Source organism: Massilia rubra, from assembly GCF_011682065.1.
In the GTDB taxonomy this organism is placed as follows: domain Bacteria; phylum Pseudomonadota; class Gammaproteobacteria; order Burkholderiales; family Burkholderiaceae_D; genus Telluria_A; species Telluria_A rubra.
The window spans coordinates 1-20,316 of record NZ_VUYU01000008.1 but is presented as its reverse complement, the minus strand read 5'-3'; the positions used below and the strand labels follow the sequence as shown (position 1 = coordinate 20,316).

20 protein-coding genes are annotated in these 20,316 nt (G+C 63.6%); 4 read left to right on the top strand and 16 right to left on the bottom strand.

The features are described 5' to 3' along the window. Window positions 1-12 precede the first annotated feature (12 nt). The 10 genes from F0185_RS13885 to F0185_RS13840 form a co-directional block, all read right to left on the bottom strand. The gene (locus tag F0185_RS13885) at window positions 13-438 is read right to left on the bottom strand and encodes an organic hydroperoxide resistance protein (RefSeq protein WP_167225357.1); all 426 of its coding nucleotides are present in this window, start codon (window positions 436-438) and stop codon (window positions 13-15) included. Between the two features lie 72 nt (window positions 439-510). After that, window positions 511-1,275 (bottom strand): alpha/beta fold hydrolase, encoded by a 765-nt coding sequence (locus F0185_RS13880; RefSeq protein WP_167225355.1) that lies wholly within the window; start codon window positions 1,273-1,275, stop codon window positions 511-513. Further along, window positions 1,275-1,763, bottom strand: coding sequence for a nuclear transport factor 2 family protein (locus F0185_RS13875; protein WP_167225353.1), 489 nt, complete (start codon window positions 1,761-1,763; stop codon window positions 1,275-1,277). Before F0185_RS13875 ends, F0185_RS13880 begins: the two co-directional genes overlap by 1 nt. Window positions 1,764-1,810: 47 nt before the next feature. Continuing rightward, on the bottom strand, window positions 1,811-2,368 hold the full coding sequence (locus F0185_RS13870; RefSeq protein WP_167225351.1) for a putative antibiotic biosynthesis monooxygenase: 558 nt from the start codon (window positions 2,366-2,368) through the stop codon (window positions 1,811-1,813). Next, entirely contained in the window at window positions 2,365-3,309 is a 945-nt protein-coding gene (locus F0185_RS13865; protein ID WP_167225349.1) for a catalase, read from the bottom strand. The genes F0185_RS13870 and F0185_RS13865 overlap by 4 nt, the downstream gene beginning before the upstream one ends. Next, window positions 3,306-4,757 (bottom strand): aldehyde dehydrogenase family protein, encoded by a 1,452-nt coding sequence (locus tag F0185_RS13860; RefSeq protein WP_167225346.1) that lies wholly within the window; start codon window positions 4,755-4,757, stop codon window positions 3,306-3,308. Before F0185_RS13860 ends, F0185_RS13865 begins: the two co-directional genes overlap by 4 nt. Before the next feature lie 27 nt (window positions 4,758-4,784). Then, the gene (locus F0185_RS13855) at window positions 4,785-6,365 is read right to left on the bottom strand and encodes a GMC family oxidoreductase (RefSeq protein WP_167225344.1); all 1,581 of its coding nucleotides are present in this window, start codon (window positions 6,363-6,365) and stop codon (window positions 4,785-4,787) included. Between the two features lie 111 nt (window positions 6,366-6,476). Further along, window positions 6,477-7,403, bottom strand: coding sequence for a LysR family transcriptional regulator (locus F0185_RS13850; RefSeq protein ID WP_167225341.1), 927 nt, complete (start codon window positions 7,401-7,403; stop codon window positions 6,477-6,479). A gap of 49 nt (window positions 7,404-7,452) precedes the next feature. Continuing rightward, complete coding sequence (locus tag F0185_RS13845) at window positions 7,453-7,962, bottom strand: GNAT family N-acetyltransferase (RefSeq protein ID WP_229477023.1); 510 nt, start codon at window positions 7,960-7,962, stop codon at window positions 7,453-7,455. 267 nt (window positions 7,963-8,229) lie between these two features. After that, the gene (locus F0185_RS13840) at window positions 8,230-8,826 is read right to left on the bottom strand and encodes a glutathione peroxidase (protein WP_167225336.1); all 597 of its coding nucleotides are present in this window, start codon (window positions 8,824-8,826) and stop codon (window positions 8,230-8,232) included. A 176-nt stretch (window positions 8,827-9,002) separates the two neighbouring features. Between F0185_RS13840 and F0185_RS13835 the strand changes: the two genes are divergently transcribed. Beyond that, a complete protein-coding gene (locus tag F0185_RS13835; RefSeq protein ID WP_167225334.1) occupies window positions 9,003-10,361 on the top strand; it encodes an HD-GYP domain-containing protein in 1,359 nt (452 codons plus the stop codon). Window positions 10,362-10,365: 4 nt separating this feature from the next. Here the strand turns inward: F0185_RS13835 and F0185_RS13830 are convergent, their stop codons facing one another. The 4 genes from F0185_RS13830 to F0185_RS13815 form a co-directional block, all read right to left on the bottom strand. Further along, window positions 10,366-11,202 (bottom strand): PPK2 family polyphosphate kinase, encoded by an 837-nt coding sequence (locus F0185_RS13830; protein WP_167225332.1) that lies wholly within the window; start codon window positions 11,200-11,202, stop codon window positions 10,366-10,368. Further along, entirely contained in the window at window positions 11,199-11,624 is a 426-nt protein-coding gene (locus tag F0185_RS13825) for a CoA-binding protein (RefSeq protein WP_167225330.1), read from the bottom strand. The genes F0185_RS13830 and F0185_RS13825 overlap by 4 nt, the downstream gene beginning before the upstream one ends. A gap of 61 nt (window positions 11,625-11,685) precedes the next feature. Continuing rightward, window positions 11,686-13,107: a serine hydrolase gene (locus F0185_RS13820; RefSeq protein WP_167225328.1), complete on the bottom strand. Its 1,422-nt coding sequence runs from the start codon at window positions 13,105-13,107 to the stop codon at window positions 11,686-11,688. Between the two features lie 166 nt (window positions 13,108-13,273). After that, window positions 13,274-13,942, bottom strand: coding sequence for a hypothetical protein (locus F0185_RS13815; RefSeq protein WP_223164513.1), 669 nt, complete (start codon window positions 13,940-13,942; stop codon window positions 13,274-13,276). Between the two features lie 409 nt (window positions 13,943-14,351). Here F0185_RS13815 and F0185_RS13810 point away from each other — a divergent pair, with 409 nt between their 5' ends. The 3 genes from F0185_RS13810 (at window position 14,352) to F0185_RS13800 (ending at window position 19,761) form a co-directional block, all read left to right on the top strand. Next, on the top strand, window positions 14,352-16,259 hold the full coding sequence (locus tag F0185_RS13810; RefSeq protein ID WP_223164512.1) for a M6 family metalloprotease domain-containing protein: 1,908 nt from the start codon (window positions 14,352-14,354) through the stop codon (window positions 16,257-16,259). A gap of 315 nt (window positions 16,260-16,574) precedes the next feature. Continuing rightward, on the top strand, window positions 16,575-18,818 hold the full coding sequence (locus F0185_RS13805) for a M9 family metallopeptidase (RefSeq protein WP_167225324.1): 2,244 nt from the start codon (window positions 16,575-16,577) through the stop codon (window positions 18,816-18,818). 496 nt (window positions 18,819-19,314) lie between these two features. Continuing rightward, the gene (locus F0185_RS13800) at window positions 19,315-19,761 is read left to right on the top strand and encodes a Tgi2PP family T6SS immunity protein (protein ID WP_223164511.1); all 447 of its coding nucleotides are present in this window, start codon (window positions 19,315-19,317) and stop codon (window positions 19,759-19,761) included. A gap of 133 nt (window positions 19,762-19,894) precedes the next feature. Here F0185_RS13800 and F0185_RS13795 read toward each other — a convergent pair whose 3' ends face one another. Next, window positions 19,895-20,113: a hypothetical protein gene (locus F0185_RS13795; RefSeq protein ID WP_167225322.1), complete on the bottom strand. Its 219-nt coding sequence runs from the start codon at window positions 20,111-20,113 to the stop codon at window positions 19,895-19,897. 26 nt (window positions 20,114-20,139) lie between these two features. Next, the coding region (locus F0185_RS13790) for a transposase domain-containing protein (RefSeq protein WP_167225320.1) at window positions 20,140-20,316 on the bottom strand (177 nt) is incomplete at its 5' end.

Below are 20,316 nucleotides of genomic sequence, written 5' to 3'. Positions count from 1 at the left end.
GGTCTTCTCCGCTCAGGCCAGCGTCAGGGTCACGTCGATATTGCCGCGCGTCGCGTGCGAATACGGACAGACCAGGTGGGCGGCGGCGATCAGCGTCTCCGCCTTGGCGCGCGCCATGCCCGGCAAGGAAATGATCAGTTCGATCTCGAGGCCGTAGCCGTTGTCGGCCTGGCCGATGCCAGCCGTCCCTTCGATGGATGCGTCGGCCGGGATCGTGATTTTGTCGCGCCGGCCGACGAGTTTCAAGGCCGCCAGAAAACAGGCCGAGTAGCCTGCGGCGAACAGTTGCTCGGGGTTGGAGCCGGGGGCGCCAGTGCCGCCCAGTTCCCTGGGCGTGGTCAAGGTGAGGTTGAGCGTATTGTCGGCCGAGACGGCGCGGCCTTCGCGCCCGCCGGTGACGTTGACACTGGCGCGGTAGAGGATGTTGGCGATGGACATGGGTGTTTCCTGATGCGTGAATGGGTGGAATGCGCTGGCGGGCCGGCGGCGCCAGGCCGCCGGCGGGGGGCCTCAGCGTTTGACGGCGGCCAGGATGACATCGGCCACTCTTTGTGGCTGCGACAGCATCGGCACATGGCTGCTTGCCAGCACGGTGGTGACCGCCTTGAGCTTCTTGGCAAAGGCGCGTTCCAGGTCGGGCGACAGCATGCGGTCGTTGCTGGCGACGATGTAGTAGTTCGGCTTGGTCTTCCAGGCCGCGTAGGTGATCTTTTCATCGAAGGCCTTGGCCGGAAACAAGCCTTGCGTGGCGGCGTACGCCCTGGCGGTGGCGGCCGGGATGTCCTGGGCGAAATTGGCGACGTACGAGGCATCGGACAGGGTCAGGTAGCCGGCGGCGTCGGGCTTAAGCGAGGGCACGCCCGGCGGCACCGGATAATCCTTGCCCACCGTGCCGAGGGTCTCGCCTTCGGACGGGGCGAACGCAGCCACGTACACCAGCGCCTTGATCTTGTCGCTGTCGCCGGCCTGGGTGATCACGGCCCCGCCCCAGGAATGGCCGACCAGCACCACCTTGCCCGGCTGCTCGTCGATCACCTTTTTGGCGGCGCTGACATCGTCGGCCAGCGAGGACAAGGGGTTTTGCACGGCCACCACTTTTACGCCCTTCGCTTGCAACAGCGGGATTACCTTGCCCCAGCTGGAACCATCGGCAAAGGCGCCATGCACCAGCACCACCGTGGTATCGTCGGCCGCCTGGGCCGGCACGATGGTGGCGGACAAGGTGGCCGTCACGGCGGCGCACGCCAGCAAGGTATGTTCGAGTACGTTTTTCATCATGAGGCCTTGAAAGTGGTTTCCTGCTGGTCGACCCAGGGTTGGAACAGGTCGGCCGGCCAGTTCGGGTCGACATTCGAGGCGCGCGAGAGGCACTTCCAGACGCCGTCGCGCTTTTCGAAGCGGTCGGTGTAGGTGCCGGTCGAGACCACGCCTTGCTGTTCCGCCTTCCAGGTGACGATCCAGTTCCATTCCACCTCGGCGACGTGATCGCCGCCTTCGATGACGAAGGTGCCCACGGCATGGCGCATCAGGTGCAGCGGAAACACGCTGTGCGCGTAGTCGTACAGCTGCTTGAGTCCTTCCACGCCGCGAAACATATTTTCGCGGATGTCCTTCACCGAAAATTCGGCTTCGGGCCAGTACAGGCCGATGTACGTCTGGGCCGATGCCAGGCTCGCATCGTTGTCGATGTAGCGCTGGTGCAGATTGAGTTGTTCGAAGATCTCGAAACGGTCGCTGGTGCTCAGGGGGGTTTGATACGTCATTGCAATGTCTTCCTTTAGAAAATCAACTAACAAAAAAATTGGCACATTCAGCGCGACAGCCAGCCGGCCGCCACGCGTGAGAACAGGGGCATCAGCCAGTACACCATCACGCCCGACACCAGCGTGGCGCTGAGCGCACCAAGCGCCAGCGCGGGCACGGCCGGGGCCAGCCGCTCCGCCGCCGCGCGCACCACGGCGGGAATGAGCGTGGTCAGCGGAAACACCGCCAGGGTCGAGAGCAGCCATTGCTTCCAGCGCCTGGGCAGCGCGCCGGTACCCGCCGGGGTGAACCAGAACGCGGACCCGGCGTGCACCTGGTAGCGTTCTTCGCGCAGCAGCCAGGGGCGGGCTTGCTCGAGCAACTGGCGACGCTGCGGCGAGACCAGCCATGCGCTGGCGTCGCCCACGCTGGCAAAGCGCAGCAGCACCACATAGCAGGCGCCGGCGCCGACCGGCTTGATCAGATCCATCGCCAGGTAGCCGCGGCACTGGCGGTGCGCTTGCGTGGCCGCCACCATCCAGCGCTCGTAGTCGGCGCGGTGGCGCGGATCGACCTCGTGCACGATGGCGCTCATGCCTTGCTCGCCGGCCGCCGCCAGGCTCATGCCTGCACCGGGCGCCGCCGCAACGCTGCGCGCCGGTACAGTTCGGCGCGCGCGGCAAGCATCGGGTCGCCAGAGGCTTCGATACCGTCGATCAACTGCCCGGGATTGAAGGCGAGCGCTTGCTGCCGCGCCGCCTGTACTTGCCCGTCCGCCTCGACCGTTTCGACGCTGAGGATGCCCAGTTCGATTTCCGGGCGCGCATCCGGACCGCTGCGCGGCCAGGCCAGCGAACCGTCGTCGAGCTCGTCGCCCGGCGCGGCGCATTGCAGCACCAGCCGCAGCCTGGCCGGCGCGCGGCGCAGGCGTTCGCCCAGCTCGGCGCCGAGGAAATCGGTCCCCGGCAGCGCAGCTGGCGGCGGCGCAGTCGGCGCCTCCAGCGGCTCGATCCGGTAGCGCCCGTGCACGGCGGCGCCGGCGGCGTCGAGCAAGCGCACGGTGTTCACGCCAAAATATTCCTGGGCCAGATAACTGGCGGGCGCCGGCTTGGGCGCTTCCAGATAACGTTTCGCGCGCGGATGGCGCGCCAAAAAGGCGTCCAGCGGCAGCGGGTCGGGCCGCTCGCCGCCCGCGCCGGCCAGCCCCTGCAAAAAACCGAGGAACTGCTCCGGCGTGGCCACCGGAAAACCGTCGTAGGAATGCGCGACGATGTCGGTGTGGCGGCCATCGTCCAGCAGGAAACGCAGCGCCAGTCCCTGCGGGCCGGCGTCGGGGTCGCCATCGGCGGTGGACGGCACGCCGCTGAAGTTCGAAAAGCGCAAGGTGAGCGGCACGCGCGCGCCCTGCAGGTGGGCCGCGCGGCTCAGGCGCGCCGCCGCCGGCGACGCAGTAAAGCTGCCGTGCGCCACGATGCCTTTGGCATGCGTCACGCGGAAGCCCGCATGCCTGCCGAAGATGGCATACAGGGCGTCCAGCAATCCCTCGTACAGGTCCGGCTGCTTCACGCCGCGCCCGGGCTCATGGTGATGTGCTTGTACTGGAGAAAATCGTCCATGGCCGCCATGCCGTTCAGGCGCCCCAGGCCGGACTGCTTGTAGCCGCCCTCCTCGCATTCGTCGTACACCACGGCCCAGTCGTTGATCCAGACCGTGCCCGCCTCCAGCCGGCGCGCCACCCGCAACGGACGGTCGACATCGCGCGACCAGATGCTGGCGGCCAGGCCGAACTCGCTGTTGTTGGCCAGGGCGATGGCCTCGGCTTCGGTATCGAACACCTGCAAGGTCAGGACCGGGCCGAAGGTTTCCTTCTGCACGATGTCGAGTTCCGGGTCGCTCACTTCCAGCAGCGTGGGGCGATAGAAGGCGCCCCGGGCCAGCACGCCATCGGTCACGGCGCCGCCGCGCACCAGGACGTTGGCGCCGGCCGCAATCGCGGCCTCGACCAGGCCCTCGACGCGCGCCACGTTCGGCTTGTCGATCAGCGGCCCCATGTCGCTGGCCGGGTCGCTGGCCGGTCCCACCCGCACGGCCCCCAGGCGCGCCGACAGCCGCGTGCGCACCGCATCGGCAACGCCGCGCTGCACCAGCAGGCGCGAGCCGGTCATGCAGAACTGGCCGGAAAAGACGGTCAGGGCTTTTTCGAGCTTGGGCAGGGCGGCGCCGAGGTCGGCGTCGTCGAAGACGATCATCGGCGTCTTGCCGCCCAACTCCAGGCCGAAGCGCTTCAAGTGTCGCGCACCGACTTCGGCAATCGCGCGGCCGGTGCCGGTGCTGCCGGTGAAACTGATGACCGGAATGTCGGGCGATTCGATCATCCACTTGGCGCCTTCCGCGCCCGACTCCGAGAACAGATTGACGACGCCGGACGGCAGGTCGGCCACCCCGGCCATGATGGCCGACACCAGCGCATTGGTCTGAGCGGTCTGGCCCGGCATCTTGATGACCGCGGTGCAGCCAGCCGCCAAGGCCGGCGCCAGCGAGCGGATCATCAGCACCACCGGCGAATTCCAGGGAGCGATGATGCCCGCCACCCCGATCGCTTCGCGCAGCACCAGCGAGATGCTGCCCGCCTTCGGTTCGAGGGCGCGTCCGTATTCGGTGCGCACGAGCGAGGCGTAGTAGCGCAGCTTGGACGGGACCATCCCCACTTCGAAGGCCGCTTCCGCCTTGATCTTGCCGTTTTCGGCCGACAGCAGCTCGACCAGCGCGCCGGCGTGGCGCTCGAAGGCGTCTGCCAGCGCGTGCAAGACCCGGGCGCGCAGGGCGCGGTCTTCCTTCCACGGGGAGTCGGCAAAGGCGCGCCTGGCGGCCGCGGTGGCGTGCGCCGCTTCGCGCGCGCCGCCGTCGGCGTAGCGCCCGATCACCTCGTAGGTGGCCGGATCGATCGAGTCGCGGTGTTGGTCGGAATCGTGCCATTGGCCATCGATCCAGTGCAGTGCGGTGCTGTTTTTCATGATTGTTTCTTTCAGATAAAGCGGTGTTCAGGCGTACAGGCTGGCAATGCGCTCTGCCGTGGCGATGACGGTGACATTCGTGGCCACCGAGGGCACGTCCGGGAAGATCGAGGCGTCCACCACGCGCAGCCCTTGCAGGCCATGGACACGTGCGTCGGTGTCGACCACGGTCGAGGGATCGCTGCGCGGGCCCATCGGGGCGGTCGAGGTCGGGTGGTGATAGGTATCCAGGGTGGCCATGATCGAGGCCAGGATGGCGTCGTCCGACTGCGCCTGCGGCCCCGGGCTCAGTTCGGCATGCACCATGGCGGCCAGCGGCGCGCCGGCGCCGATCTTGCGCGCCAGCTTGACGCCTTCCAGCATGCGCGCCCGGTCTTCGGGCGCCGACAGGAAACCGAGGTCGATGCGCGGCGCGGCCAGCGGATCGCGGCTGGCCAGGGTCAGCCGTCCGCGCGAGAGCGGGCGGGTCAGCGCCACCGCCAGCACAAAACCCACCCCGGTCGGGCTTTGTTCGTGCGGGAACAAATGGGTCGCCGTGATGTGGAGATCGAGCTCGCCGGGCCGGGCGCCGCTGCTGGCGGTCCACAGCTTGGCGCCGATCACCGGGCTCTGCGCGCCAAGCGCGTCCGGCCTGGCCGCATACGCGTTGTAATAGAAGGGGTGGTCGACCAGGTTTTGCCCGACCGCCAGGTCGGCCACCAGCGCGATGCCCAGGGCATGCAGGTCGGCCGCCGGGCCAATGCCCGAACGCAGCAGGATGGCGGCGCTGCCATAGCTGCCGGCCGAGAGGATCACTTCGCCGCCGAACAGTTGTTCACCGTCCGCCAGTTGCACGCCGATGGCGCGCCGGCCGTCGAACAGGATCTTGTCGACCAGGCAGTCGGGACGAATCCGCAAGTTGGCGGCGGCGCGCACGGCGTCCGGCAGGAAGGCCATGCCGGTGTTGACCCGCACGCCATCGACGATATTCATGGGGTACGGTCCGACCCCGTTGGCGTCGGCGCCGTCGAAGTCGGCGACGGCCTGGAAGCCGCATGCCAGGGTGGCGTCCATGAAGGCGCGCTGCATGGGCGTGATGTCGGCCCGCGTCAGCTGGCGCACCGGCAAGGGTCCGCTGCGCCCGTGCAGGTCATCGCTGCCGCCGCTGCGGGTCTCTAAGCGCTTGAAGAAAGGCAGCATGTCCGCATAGCCCCAGCCTGGCAGGTTCCAGCGGGCAAAGTCGGAGGGACGCGCGCGGATCGCCACGGCGCCGTTCACCCCCGAGCTACCGCCAAGTACCTTGCCGCGAATGGCGCCGACGGCGTGCCCGATATAGCCCGGTTCGCTGCGATAACCCCACTCGAACGCGGGGTCGCCGTTGGCGCCGAGGATGTCGCTCGAGGCGATGGCGGCGGGATAGCCGGCCGCATCGTAGCTGTGCCCCGCTTCGAGCAGCAGCACCGCGCGCTGGCGGTTCTCGCTCAGGCGCCGTGCCAGCACGGCGCCGGCCGAACCGCCGCCGACGACGATCACGTCGGCCGCCTTGGCCGCGCCGCCGGTGGCGCTGCCCGGGGTGGCCGCGCTGTACTGCTGGCGGCCGTCTTGGATACTGTGCGATTGCTTGTTCATCTTCTCTCCGATCGGTGGCAGGTCCACCGGGGGCGAAGATTAGAGCGTTTGCCGAATTAGCATAAGGCAACTAAAAGCGAATCACTGGTTCGGGTTTTCCGAACGTTCTGTTCAGGTGGCGTCGAGTTCGGCCCGGATCTGCTGTTCCCACACGGGCGGGTCGCCGATCTGCTCGGCCAGGAAGTTGACCAGCGTGCGGATCTTGGGCGAGGCCCGGTGCGATTGCCGGTAGATGGCCGAGACCACCCCGCCCGACGGCGAAAATGCCGGCATGACGATGCGCAGCTCCTTGGCGGCAATGGCGTCGGCCGCCAGAAAGGTCGGCAGGATGGCCAGGCCGAGCCCGGCCTTGGCCGCTTCCAGCAACTGGTGTCCGCTATCGGTGCAAAGGCGGTTGCGGATGCGAAAGGATTCAACCTTCCCATTGACCTGCAGTTGCCACGTGCCCTGGGGTTCGCGATTTCCGTACAACAGCCCATCATGCTCGCCCAGCTGGTCCGGATGGAGCGGCATCCCGCGCGCGGCCAGATAGGCCGGGCTGGCGCAGACCAGGTGGCGGTTGATGGTGATTGGCCGGGCGACCAGCGTCGAGTCTTGCAGATTACCCATGCGGATGGCCACGTCGTAGTTCTCGTCGTGCATGTTGACGTAGCGGTCGTTCAGGTCGATCTCCATGCGCAAGTCCGGATACCTGGCGGCGAACGCGGCCAGCATGGGTCCCAGATAGCGCACGCTGGCCGCCATCGGCGCCGCCACGCGCAACTGGCCACGCATGCTGGCCTGGGCGTCGAGGACCGCGTCTTCCGCTTCGCACACCTGCGCCAGGATGCGTACGCAATGGGTATAGAAAATCTGGCCGGGATCGGTGATCCCCATTTTGCGGCCGCGTACCAGCAAGGCGATGCCGAGGCGCCGCTCCAGCTGCTGCAAGCGTTCGCTCACCACGGACTTGGGGGTGCCCAGGCGGCGCGCCGCTTCGGTCATGCTGCCGGCGTCGACGACGGTGACAAACAACTGCATTTCAACAAATTTATTCATGAAGTAAGCCGGTAGAGGTGCGCACTGCGGGCGTGGATTGTAAAACCTATCATGCCTTGCAAACCGACTGGCCGTGAATACTCCCGGGCGGCGCGTCGGTGCGCCATTCCATGAGGCGGTGAAAGCCCGCGCCGCTGATGTCGCGAAAACCGAAGCGCTGGTACAGCGACATGGAACGGTTGTTCAATTCGACGTGGGTGGTGACAGCGGCGCCACGCGCGCCCGCTTCGCGCTGCAGCGCGTCGAGCAGCGCGCTGCCGGCGCCGCGGTTGCGGTATGCCGGCAGCATGGCGAGGTCGATCACGTGGATGCGCTGCGCTTCGCGCGCCACGTACAGGCGTCCGACCGCGATGTCGCCGTCGAGCACAAGGTCGAAATGGCCGGCCGGATAACGCTTGCGGTAAAAACCGTTCTGGGCGTCGAACTGCATGCGCACGTACGCGTCGGCGGTGGCCACATCCCACCCGGACAGGGCGATTTGCTGGGCGCGCGCGGCGGCGTACACGCTACGCAGGAACGCGTGGTCGGCGGCCCGGATCGGGCGCAATGTCGGTCTCATCGTCACGGGCGCGCGCCCTGGCCGACCTCGGTCGGGGTGAGCGTGACGCCGTCGTGGCCGGCGACGGCAAAAAAACCGCGCAGGCGTTCCGCGAAGAACGCGTAGTCGGGAGTGGGGAGCATCAGACATACCGGGAATAGAACGAGAGTTCTATTTTAGCATTTTTAGTTTCTTTTGAGAAACTGATTGCCGGGAACGCGTTGTGCCAAGTCACACTACTCCAGGACGCGCCCGGCGCGGGTTCGCCCTGGTGCGCAGCACTGGTACTCAGCTGCCGAGGGCTTGTTCGATCTTGCTGACAAGTTGCTTGTCTTCCGGCGTGACCTTGCTCGGATAGTGTTCGATAACCTTGCCGTTGCGGTCGATCAGGTATTTGGTGAAGTTCCATTTCGGCTCCTTGCCGGTGGCCTTGATCAGGCTCGCGTGCAAGGGATTCGGATTGGCGCCGCTGACGACCGACTTGGCGAACATGGGGAACTTGACGCCGTAGGTGTTGTAGCAGAGGTCGGCAATTTCCTTGGCGCTGCCCGGTTCCTGCTTGCCGAAGTCGTTCGACGGAAAGCCCAGCACGACCAAGCCCTTGCCGCCGTATTTGGCGTACAGCTTTTCCAGCCCTTCGTACTGGGTGGTGTAGCCGCAGTAACTGGCCGTGTTGACCACCAGCACAACTTTGCCGGCGTACTGGCACAGGTCCTGCGGCGCTTCATCCTGCAGGCGCTTGAAGCTGTGCTTGAGCAAGGCGGGGCAGCTTGCCGGGGCCGGGGCCGCTGCCGGCGCGGCGGCCGGGGCTTGGGCGCGCGCCGGGGCGCCGGTCAATACAACAGCGGACAGGCCCGCCAGGAGAAGTGCCGAAATCTTGAACATTGTCGTTTCCATGCGGTGGGGAATGGGGACTTCATTCTATGTCAATTCGCCGTTGACGGCGGCGCGGCGGTGGCCGGAACGGCTACCTTGCTAAAAAAAGCAGCATATATTTGATACCTTGATTGATTCTTTTGGGAAATAGTCGGTATCATGTGTGCATCTTTACGGAGCCACCCATGCAGCGTCCCAGCCTGAGCACCAGCGTCAACCAGCACTACCTGAACAAATTGATGAACCTGAGCGAGGTGATGGATGTCGCCGCCAGCGAAGACATTGTCGACGTGCGCGGCATGAAGCTGGTGGCCAAGGGCGCCAGGCTGACGCGCGCCCAGCAAGATACCCTGGGCGGGCACAAGCTCAAGAAGACGCTGGAATCGTCGCTGAGCGCGGTGGGGGGCGCCGACAACGGCCTGATCCTCGCTACCGCCAGGCGCATTCTCGACACCAGCGTGCCGATCAATCGTATCTTGGGGCGCAACGCCGGGCGGGGTATTTCGCCGCAGACGCTGCTGGCAAACATGCATTTCGGCCACGCCATGCGCATGATGCTCACCCTCACCGACCGCGACGGTCCCCAGGCGCTCGAACACAGTGTCACGGTCAGCCTGCTGGCGATCGGCATGGCCAAAAAATTGCAACTGTCGAACGACGACCAGATGGCGGCGGGCCTGGCCGGCATGCTGCACGATATCGGCGAGCTATACATCGACCCGGCCTACCTGAAGCCGGGCAAGCGCCTGTTGCCGCACGAGTGGGCGCATATGGTGGTGCATCCGCGCATCGGCCAGATGCTGATCTCGGAACTCGAAACGTATCCGGCATCGGTGGCGCGGGCGGTGTCGGAACACCATGAACGGCTCGATGGGACCGGCTATCCGCGCCAGTCGGCCGGGGGCATGATCAGCGGGCCGGGGCTGGCGGTGTCGGTGGCGGAAATGCTGGCCGGCGTGCTGCACAAGGATTATCCGCTCGAGCGCGCCGAACTGGCGCTGAAGATCATCCCGGGCGAGCATCCGCACCATTTTTTGTCGGCCATTTCGGGCGCCTTGCGCACCCAGCCGGCCAACACCCCGATCGCCCTGTCCCGGCCCGACGAGAGCGATGACGTCGCCATTACGCGGCTGTGGTGGCGCATTGCCGATTCGCTGGAGAGCGGCCAGCAGATGCTGCGCGACGATATCGACCGCTCGCCGCGCGTGTGGGCCCTGATCCAGCGGACGCTGGCACGCATCAGGAACATCGAGCGCGCCTTCATCAGCACCGGGCTTGATGCATATCTGAAAAACAATCATGGCTTGCACGAGCTCGACGACGGCACCCTGCAGTTCGAAAAGGCGGTGGCCACGCGCGAAATCACCTGGCGCCTGCGCGACATCGCGCGCGACCTGGCGCTGAACACGGCCGACGTGCCGACCGACCGCGCGATGCTCGCCGAGTTGATCGGCTTGCTCGACGGCGGCGCGTCCGAGGCGGCCGCGCTGCAGGTGCGGGCGCAGCCGCCGGGCCTGCCCCAGGTGCAAGCGCGGGCGGCCTGAAGGCTTACTCGACCTTCAGCTTCGACAGGCGCGGGTCGGTCTCGGGGAAGCGCAGTTCCAGGTCTTGCATGACTTCCAGCAGCAGGCTGGCGATGAGCAGGTTGCGGTGCGTCTTGGAATCGGCGGGAATCACGTACCACGGCGCGTGGTCGGCGTCGGTGGCGGCGATGGCCCGTTCGTAGGCATCCTGATAGTCATCCCAGCGTTTGCGCTGGAGCAGGTCGTTTTCGTCGAACTTCCATTGCTTTTCGGGGTCATCCAGGCGCGCCTGCAGGCGCGCGCGCTGCTCATCCTTCGAGATATGCAGGAACACCTTGACGATCACCGTGCCGGTCTCGGCCAGCATGCGTTCGAAGTCGGCGATATGCGCGTAGCGGCGCTTGCATTCCTTTGCGTCGATCAGCTTCCGCACGCGCGGGACGAGCACGTCTTCATAATGGCTGCGATTGAAAATGGCGATCTCGCCCGCGCCCGGCACGTGCGGGTGGATGCGCCACAAAAAGTCGTGCGCCGCTTCGTCCAGGCTGGGCGCCTTGAACTGGGCGGCGCGCAGGCCCATCGGGTTGATGCGGCTGAACAGCGCGCGCACCGTGCCATCCTTGCCCGACGTATCCATGCCTTGCAGCACCAGCAGCACTTTTTGCTTGCGTTGCGAGAACAGCATCTGCTGATGCAACGCAATCTTCGCGGTCAGCTCATCGGTCAGCCCGCGCTCATGCGCCTTGATCCGCTCTTTCGACTTGGGATGCTTGCCGCCATCGTCGCGCAGCGGGGTGGCGCCGGCGTCTTCCTCGCGCAGCTTGAGGCCGGGCCCGGCCCGGAAGCGCGTGCGCGCCTTCACGCTGCGCCGCCGCGGTGCGCGTGCTCGATTTTCATGCAGCGATCCATCACCACGTCGAGGCCGGCGGCGACGGCCAGGTCGGCCGCTTCCTGGTTGACCACGCCGAGTTGCATCCACAGGCAGCGCGCGCCGATATCGATCGCTTCGCGCGCCAGCGCGAGCATGGCGTCCGGCGTGCGGAAGCAGTCGACGACGTCGATGCGCGCACCGTCTTCCAAGGCGGCGGCGGCCTGCGCCAGGCTGGCGTAGACCGGCACGCCCAAGATCTCCTGGCCGGCATACGCCGGATTAACGCCGAGAATGCGGTAGCCGTGTTGTTGCAGGTAAGCGGCCACGGCGTGGCTGGCGCGCTCGGGCCGGTTCGACAGGCCGACCACGGCGATCGTCTTGCTGTCTTTCAGGATAGTGGGAATGGATCTCATGGGGCTCGCCAGGTTGTGTGTCTGGCGAGCGTAGCAGGTTTACCAACTCCCGCCGCGTACGTTAGGGCGTCCCGTAGGGCGTCCCGGAGGGCGCGTCGACCCGCTGGTTGATCATGTCCGAACCCTGGCTGTGGACAATCACTTGGCTGACCTCGCCCTTGGCGTTGCGCGCGAACACGAAGGTGGTCAGCGAAGCGGGCATGAAAAAGCTGTCGTTCGCGTACGGCGTCAGGGTGACCGGATCGCGGTTGGTGCGCTGCATGATCAGCTTGCCGTCGTCACGCTTGAAGCTGCGGGTGGCGGTAGCGTCGATGCGGTAGGTGCCGGCGTAGGCGTCGAGCAGCGCGTTGTCGACTTTCACGGCCTTGAAGTCGGGGAAGGGATTGCCGATGGCAATCGCCGCCGCCTTGCTGGCCACCATGTCGGGCTGGATCTTGGGTGCGTCGGTGTTGCTCAACACCGCGACATACACTTTTTGCCGCGGCAGCCGCAAGGCCGAGGTGGAATAGCCGTCGATGCCGCCGTCATGCGCCACCAGCGGCTCGCCGCGCAGCTTGCCGACCTGCCAGCCGTAGCCATAGTTGGTCGGCTTGCCGTCGGCCAGCACGGCGCTGGTGTGGGCCTTTTGCCAGGTGGCCGGCTTGAGCAGCTTGCCGGCGCTAATGGCCGCATCCCAGCGCGCCAGGTCGTCCACGGTCGAGACCAGCGCGCCGGCCGCGTACGGCTGCGTCATGCTGATCGGCTTGGCCGTGGTGACGCGCCCGAACCAGCCCTTGCTGTGGCCTGCCGCGCGCGGGCCGCTGCTGCGTTCGTGGCCTTCGTAGGCGGTGTGGCGCATCTCGAGCGGCGTGAAGATGCGCTCTTCCATGAACCTGGCATAAGTCTGGCCGGACAGTTTTTCGATCACCGCGCCGAGCAGGAAGTAGCCGGAATTGTTGTAGGCCCAGCGCGTGCCCGGCTCGAACTCGAGCGCGTCGTTCTTGAAGGTGTCGATCATCTCGGCCACCGTTCTGTCGCGCCCGTCGGTCGCGGAAAAAGCCGGCTTGCTGGTAAAGCTGACAATGCCCGAAGTGTGGGTCAGCAAATGCTCGATGGTGATGCGCTTGCCGCGCGTGGGGTACTCCGGCAAGAATTTGGTAATGTCATCGTCCAGCGCCAATTTGCCTTCATCGACCAGCATCAGGATGCCAACGGCGGTGAACTGCTTGGTAATGGAGCCGAGCCGCATGGCCATGTCGGGGGTCATGGGCGTGCCCTTGGACACGTCGGCCATGCCGTAGGCCTTGCGCAGCACGGTCTTGCCGTCTTGCGTGACGATCACGGTCGCGCCCGGCGCATCAGCTTTGTAGTAGGGGGCGATGGCGGCGTCGATGCGCTCGGCCAGGGCTTGCTCGGCGGCGGGCCGGGCGGCATCCTGGGCAAAAGCGACCGGTGCGTGCAGCGCAACCAGGGTGGCGACGCAGAGGGCGGACAATTTGAACATGCTGGTTCCTGAAGTGTGGTTGATGGGCGACTGCAGACCAGACTATAGGTGCGGCGCGCATGGCCGTGGCCGCCGCTGCGACGAACGGCGGATTGATGATATCAAGCGGTCAATACGCACGACAAGCCGCGCCGCAGCGGGTGTGCGGCGGACTACGGCGCAGGCCTCAGCGGTCGGTGAAGACGTCGTTCCAGCTGGCCCGTTCCGGCGCCGTCTGGGTTTGCAGGTAACCGACGTTGGCGACCTGGATGCGGGCGATTTCGTTGAGCGCTTCTTCCGAAAAACCGGCGCGCTTGACGCCACGGTCCTGCATCGACAGCGAATGCAGGTACTGGTGCAGGTGGCGCGGTTCGGTGCAGAACAGGCAGATGCGTTCCCACACGTGCGGATAGGAGGTTTTCAAGGCGCCCTGCGGCGCCATGCCGGCCAGCGCTTCGAGCGTCAGCGTGCTGGCCCCGCGCGGCTGGATGATGCTGTCGACCACGGGCATCGCATCGGTGTGCTCGGGCTCGCCCAGTTGCGAAGAGGGCCCGAGCGCACCGCCACCGTCTTCCTTGGCCATGTTCTCGGCCGAATAATCGGCCAGCGCGCGCAGGGTCTGTTCGGTCGACGGCAGGTTGTCCTTGGGCCAGCTGAAGCGGCGAATGCCGGCGCTGGCCATCAGGGCCGCCATAGGAATGGTGTCGGGATTGGCGCCCGGCGCCGGCGGCACGGTCAGCTCGATCACGAACAGCAGGTGCAAACGGGCATCGAAGACAGCGTAATCGACTTTTCGCCCGGACAAGTGGTCCTGGTGACTGCGTTTGATCTTCGGATCCGGATTACTCGGGATCATCAGTTTGCTCAACGCGACGTCGGGAAAAATATAGCACCTGGGCAGTGCGCGGCGCAGGCGGCCGTAAAACGCTTTTTGCTCAGTGCCGAAAAAGCGCCGCTTCGTAAACGAAGGGACAACGGCAGGCGGTGGTGGTGCTTTCTTTAGCAGGCGGTTCAACATGGCGACAACGGCCCTGGTCGTGGTTCAAGTCGATAGTGTGTATTTAATAATCCTAATGCACAAGAAGAAAGCCGGTCAAAGTAAAAATATATGCTGTCCGGACGGAAATATCATTGATTCCGGAAATGGTTCGCAGGACTTGTATAGACGATTTTTATGCTGATTTCGACGAAGATGCGCCGAAATGTGCCAAGACTAGCACTTTTTGCCCATGCATACTTGCATTTTTTATAACTTTGGAGAAGTAATGAGTTTGATGCGTGCAAGTCTCACGGCGGCTGCCGGCATGGTGCTGTCGCTGGCGGCGTTAACATCCCATGCGGCCATTCCGTACAAGGGTCATGGCTACGAATTCCGCCAGCCGGGCGGCGAGGTATTGAAAATTCGCCTCGACGGCAACGATTACTACGCCGAACAGCGTACCGAAGACGGTTCGCTGATCATTTATGATCATGCCAAACGCGGTTTTTGCTATGCGCACGTGAACGCCACGGGCGACCAGCTGGTCTCGAGCGGCGTACTGGCCACGAATGCCAAACTGCGCACCTTCAGCACCGCCCAGGACAAGCGCGAGCCGGGCCTCTCCACGGCCGCCAAGGCGCGCCTGGCCAGGCAGCGCTATCAGAAAATGCACGGACGGACCCTGGAACTGGCGCAGAAAGCCAGCGCCGCGATGATGGTCCCGAGCGCGGTCGCCACCGCCGCCGTCAGCGGCCAGATGCGCGGCCTGACCGTGATCATCGATTTTTCCGACGCACCGGGCACGATCACCAAGCCGCAGGTCGAATCGTTCCTGAACGACGCCAACTACACCGGCTTCGGCAACGCGCAATCGGTGCGCGGCTACTTCCTGGCCGTCTCCGGCAACAAGCTCGACTACAGCAACAGCGTGACCCGCTACTACCGCGCCAAGCGCCCCAAGAGCTACTACGCTGACGCCAGCCTGGACAGCGGCACGCGCTCGCAAGAACTGATCATGGAAGCGCTGAACTGGGTCAAGAGCAGCGAAGGCTTCGATTTTTCCACGCTCAGCCGCGACAGCAGCGGCCATATCCTGGGCCTGAATTTCTTCTACGCGGGCGAAGCGGACAGCCCATGGGCGAAAGGCCTGTGGCCGCACATGGGCTGGCTGGGCGAGCAGTTCTGCAGCAACGGCGCCTGCACCGGCAGTTACCAGATCAGCGACATGGGCAAGCAACTGGCGATCGGCACCTTCGTGCATGAATCGGGCCACCTGATCATGGGCTGGCCCGACCTGTACGACTACGACGGCAGCTCGCAAGGCTCGGTGGCCAATTTCTGCGTGATGGGTTTTGGCGGCGTGGGCTACGAAAGCCAGTTCCGGCCGACCCGGCCGGTCGGTTTCCTGCGCTACCTGGCGGGATGGGACACGGCCATCGAACTCAATCCGGCGATCAACCGCAGCGCGCCGACCGGGCGCCTGTCGATGGCGGCCGCCGGCCACTCGCTGTACCGCTGGAGCAATCCGGCCAACGCGGCCGAAGCGTTTTACGTGGAAGCGATCCACAAGAGCGAGCAGAACCTGTACCAGCCCGACCAGGGCCTGGCGGTGTTTCACATCGACCCGGCCGGCACCAACGACGACGAGTGGCATCCGTACATCCAGATGGAACACGCGGACGGCAAGCGCGATCCGGAAAACAATCTGAACCAGGGTGACGGCGGCGACCTGTACGACGGCGTGGCCACGCGCACCTTCAACGCCGGCGTGCCGAACGCGCTGAGCGCCAAGGGCACCAATTCGCTGTGGTGGAACGGCTATGCATCGGGCCTGGCGATCGCCAATATCAGCGCGCCGGGCAAGACGGTGACCTTCGACGTGGGCGCGACCACGCCGACCTCGACCGGGAACGCCTACAACGGCACCTTGGCCGAAAAGGGCGAGGCGATCCATCCATCGCCATGGTTCGAGTACAAGGGCGGCACCCTGGCCGCCATCCTGAGCGGCCCGGCCGGCACCGACTTCGACCTGCGCATCGAGAAGTGGGAAAACAATGTGTGGTCCATGGCGGCCGAGTCGACCGGCGACGCCTCGCAGGAAAAGATCAGCTACGCGGCCGCGGCCGGCTACTACCGCATCATCGTCTCGTCCTATAGCGGCGCCGGCAAGTACAAGCTGACCGTCACCAAGTAACACCTCAGCAAGTAACACCTCGGCAAGTCAGGCCCTTGCTCAAGCCACACCTCCGCTGCGCGGATGTGTGGCTTTTTCGTCATTGCTTTCCACCATACTGTGCCGTATTTATCAGGCGCGCCGGAGAAATTGAACAAATTGCATCTTTGCGCGCCCGATCAGGTATTTCCCCGTATGCATTAGGGATAGTATCGGCACGCCTGATGGCTTGCTGCAGGGCGGAATTGACCCTTTTCCGTCCCATGAGCAAAGCGCCGGACCACATCCTGACCGGCGCGCACCAGATCGATCATGACAATTAAAAGGAGCGAGACAATGTTTACAGAACACAAAATTATTCTTTTAGCCGGGCTGGTCAGCGCCTGTTTCAGCAGCGTCAGCTATGCAAAGCAAGGCGATGCGGGTCACACGCACGAACGCCTGAAACAAGCGCCGATGCCGCACGCGCGCCAGAGCCTGCCGCCGACGGTCGAACAACAGCGCTTCAATGTGGCGCCCACCACCAAGCCGCGCGTGGACCTGATGCCGAAACAGCCCGAGACCGGCCGCATGAGCATGATGGCAGCCACGCCCGAGTGCAAGAACATGGATACGCTGACCAGCTACAACGGCGCCGCGCTGGCCGATTACCTGGTGGCCATGCCCGATTTCGAGTGCACCTATCCGCTGTTTTCGCTGACCCCCGCGCAGGCCGTCAAGGCCTACTCGAGCGCCAACATGAATGCGGTCGCGGCCCGTTTCGCACAAGAAGCGAGCGCTTACAACGCCAGCAACCGCGCGCTGGTCAACCTGGCGCTGTATTTGCGCGCCGGTTACTACCTGAGCGGCAGCGGCACGATTGCCACGCCATCGGCCGCGTATACGGCATCGCTGCGCGCGCCGATCAAGAACCTGGTCGAGGGCAGCGTGCTGTACAAGACCAATCCGCTGGCCGGCAGCACGGCGGCCGAGGTCATCAAACTGATCACCAATACGCATGACGAGGCATATTTCCTGCCATCGATGAAAAAGCTGGTAGTGCGCTTCACCAACTCGGCAAGCACGCCGAACGCGGTCGATGCGATCAAGCAAAGCGACGCCGCCAACGGCCTGACCTCGGCGCTGACGGTGCTGTTCTACGCCCATTCGCGGCCTGAGGCGTTGCCGCTGCTGCAAAGCGACACCAGCTATCCGGTGGCATTGAACAACTTCGTGGTGCAAAACAAGTCCGCGCTGCTGGGCACGTCGACCGCCTACATGCTCAACGACGCTGCCAATGAAGCGTTCCGCTTCATGCAGTACGCGGCGCAAAAAGCCACGGTCAAGCCGATGGTGCAAGCCACCCTGGCCAGCAGCAGCATGACCGGCGCCGACAGCGCCCTCTGGCTGGCGGCAGCCTCGGCCGTCAAATATTATGACAATGCCAATTGCGCGGTGTATGGCACCTGCGGCTACGAGCAAAAGCTGGCCGATACCGTGCTCAAGGTCAGCCACACTTGCAGCCCGACCCTGCGCATCCGCGCGCAGGAAATGACCTTGGCCCAACTGCAGTCATCCTGCGCCATCCTGCAAAAAGAGGAAGGCTACTTCCACGACATGCTGCTGACCAAGCGCGTGCCGGTCGCTAACGACAAGAACGCCACGCTGGAACTGGTGGTGTTCGACGATTACGCCAATTACGGCAAGTACGCCTCGGTTATCTACGATATCGATACCAATAACGGCGGCATGTACCTGGAAGGCAATCCCGAGTCGGCTACCAACCAGGCGCGTTTTATCGCGCATGAAGCATCGTGGCTGCGTCCGGCGTTTTCGGTCTGGAACCTGGAGCATGAATACGTGCACTACCTGGACGGGCGCTTCAATATGTTCGGCGACTTTGGCGCGGCTGTGTCGAAGCCGAGCGTGTGGTGGATCGAAGGTATCGGCGAGTATCTGTCGCTGCGCAACAATAACCAGCCATCGATCGACAAGGCGCGCACCGGCACCTACAAGCTGAGCGAGATCTTCGGCAATACCTATTCGATGGGCGACTATACCGACCGCGCTTATCGCTGGGGCTATATGGCGACCCGTTTCATGGTGGAAAAGCACCGCAGCGATGTGGATGCGGTGCTGGGCAAGTTCCGGGTGGGCGATTACGATGGCTACCAGAACTACATGGGCTATATCGGCACCCGTTACGACGCCGAGTTTGCCTCGTGGGTGAAGACCGCCACCACCGCCGGCGAACCACCGCTGCCGCAGGTGAACCTGCCGGCGTGCAACCAGGGTAGCTACCTGGGCAAGAACTGCTCGATTACCGGCTTTACCTCGTCGAGCGAAAGCTATGCGCACATCCTGTTGCCTGCCGGCGCCAAGAACCTGCGCTTGTTTACCAGCGGCGGCAGCGGCAATGCGGATATGTACGTGTCACGCGGACGCTATCCGTCGACCACCTGGTACGATTCCGCATCGGTCACCAGCGGCAACAGCGAGAGCGTCAACATCGCCGCGCCGGTCAGCGGCCAGTGGTATTACATCATGCTCAAGGCTAAGCCGAGTTTTAACGGCGTGACCATCAGCGCGACGTACGACTAAACAGTAAGCAGGTGCAGTGAGACAAACGCCGTCCTCGTGACGGCGTTTTTTCTTGTTTACCTCATGCTAATCTTCCCCGCCTGAGATCACTAAACGTGAGCATGAAGAACTTTTCCGGGTCTCACAGAGATTAGAAGTAACGCCCCACCAAGTTTCAACTCATTGCTTCGCTGTAGTCGACTAAATTGACATCGTTTTGACATATAATATATATTGTTATTTACACTATAAATGCAAAGTTTCCTATGGTAAAAAATTCATGTAACGACCTAGATTCTGTTGGTTTTGTGGCCTATTGACAGCGTAGAATCATTTAAAACGAAATGGTGGCCTTTTGTGCAGGGTAAACGGGATCCTGTCGACTTCGCTAACGCCTTAGTCAGAGCGGGATTCAATACCGGCAAAAATGAAGATGGAGGGCGTGCAGGTTTTGCAAACTATCTCGTCGGCATCATTATTGCAGTTAAGGGGCGCTTGGCGTGTTAGGGAAACCTGCTTGGGCACTGTTGATAACGTTTTTCTTGGCGATATCAAACGTATCGGCAGCACGCGTGCCGCCCGTAAATCTTGGCCAGATACAATCTCAAGGACTGATTCGACGCAAGCCAAAAAACTACTCGTTTTTACTTTGAGTCGCGAGGGCTATAACACAACTAAAAAAGGCCTCTATTTTGAGGGCCCATTAACTAACAGGCATGGAAATATCCCACATCCGGGATACCTCGATTTCGGCTTAACTTATGCTAATCCCAAGGCAGGTGCCCTTGAGTTCATTGGATTATTCTCTGTCAGTGTTTCAAGCGGAGAGATTTGGGAAACCAACACTTGTGAAATGTTTTCTTTCCCAGACTTGCGCCGTATTCAACATCAAATCCGCGCCAAAACGAAAATAAGCGCTGCCGACGAAAGTGTTCTGCGCCGGGGATTGGGTTGTACAGACTAACGCTTTACCATGCCGCTGCAAGGTCGAAGTTGGTACCATCACCCTTGAGATTGCCTGGCGGCCCTGGAAAATTTCAATTCACATGCGTATTGAACACCCGGGGCGCGACTGATACCTCGGACAAGGGAGTCGATTATCTTATCGGAGAAGCAATGCGTTTGATGATCTTGCTGTTCGTTGCTGCGGCGCTTGCGCTGGCGACGATGTTTTTATCGGGTTTCGCATCCGCGAACTTTTTACAGCAGTTGGCGACGCTCAACCCGGCGTCGAAAGGCTTGCTCACCGTCTCGCTGCTGGTCAGCACCGCCGTCTTGCTGTTGCTCAGTGCTTGGGCCAGAAACAGGGTAAGCATCCGACCGTCCCACCTTCCAGCGGAATCTATTTCCCCGTAATCTGAGCAAATGGCAGAAGCGAATCGATCTGACTGCTGGGACAGGTGGGTAGTTTTTCCAGCGTCTCGGTCAGCCAGCGCATGGGGTCGATACCGTTGAGTTTGGCGGTGGCCACCAGGCTTTGAATGGCAGCGGCGCGCCGACCAGCGCGCTCCGAGCCGGT

Bases quoted from the DNA above. Each gene is read 5' to 3' on its own strand.
- F0185_RS13850 (WP_167225341.1), bottom strand. From the start codon at position 7,403: ATGAATAAATTTGTTGAAATGCAGTTGTTTGTCACCGTCGTCGACGCC.
- F0185_RS13855 (WP_167225344.1), bottom strand. From the start codon at position 6,365: ATGAACAAGCAATCGCACAGTATCCAAGACGGCCGCCAGCAGTACAGC.
- F0185_RS13805 (WP_167225324.1), top strand. From the start codon at position 16,575: ATGTTTACAGAACACAAAATTATTCTTTTAGCCGGGCTGGTCAGCGCC.
- F0185_RS13845 (WP_229477023.1), bottom strand. From the start codon at position 7,962: ATGAGACCGACATTGCGCCCGATCCGGGCCGCCGACCACGCGTTCCTG.
- F0185_RS13885 (WP_167225357.1), bottom strand. From the start codon at position 438: ATGTCCATCGCCAACATCCTCTACCGCGCCAGTGTCAACGTCACCGGC.
- F0185_RS13840 (WP_167225336.1), bottom strand. From the start codon at position 8,826: ATGTTCAAGATTTCGGCACTTCTCCTGGCGGGCCTGTCCGCTGTTGTA.
- F0185_RS13880 (WP_167225355.1), bottom strand. From the start codon at position 1,275: ATGAAAAACGTACTCGAACATACCTTGCTGGCGTGCGCCGCCGTGACG.
- F0185_RS13875 (WP_167225353.1), bottom strand. From the start codon at position 1,763: ATGACGTATCAAACCCCCCTGAGCACCAGCGACCGTTTCGAGATCTTC.
- F0185_RS13820 (WP_167225328.1), bottom strand. From the start codon at position 13,107: ATGTTCAAATTGTCCGCCCTCTGCGTCGCCACCCTGGTTGCGCTGCAC.
- F0185_RS13810 (WP_223164512.1), top strand. From the start codon at position 14,352: ATGAGTTTGATGCGTGCAAGTCTCACGGCGGCTGCCGGCATGGTGCTG.
- F0185_RS13870 (WP_167225351.1), bottom strand. From the start codon at position 2,368: ATGAGCCTGGCGGCGGCCGGCGAGCAAGGCATGAGCGCCATCGTGCAC.
- F0185_RS13795 (WP_167225322.1), bottom strand. From the start codon at position 20,113: ATGCTTACCCTGTTTCTGGCCCAAGCACTGAGCAACAGCAAGACGGCG.
- F0185_RS13835 (WP_167225334.1), top strand. From the start codon at position 9,003: ATGCAGCGTCCCAGCCTGAGCACCAGCGTCAACCAGCACTACCTGAAC.
- F0185_RS13860 (WP_167225346.1), bottom strand. From the start codon at position 4,757: ATGAAAAACAGCACCGCACTGCACTGGATCGATGGCCAATGGCACGAT.
- F0185_RS13825 (WP_167225330.1), bottom strand. From the start codon at position 11,624: ATGAGATCCATTCCCACTATCCTGAAAGACAGCAAGACGATCGCCGTG.
- F0185_RS13815 (WP_223164513.1), bottom strand. From the start codon at position 13,942: ATGATCCCGAGTAATCCGGATCCGAAGATCAAACGCAGTCACCAGGAC.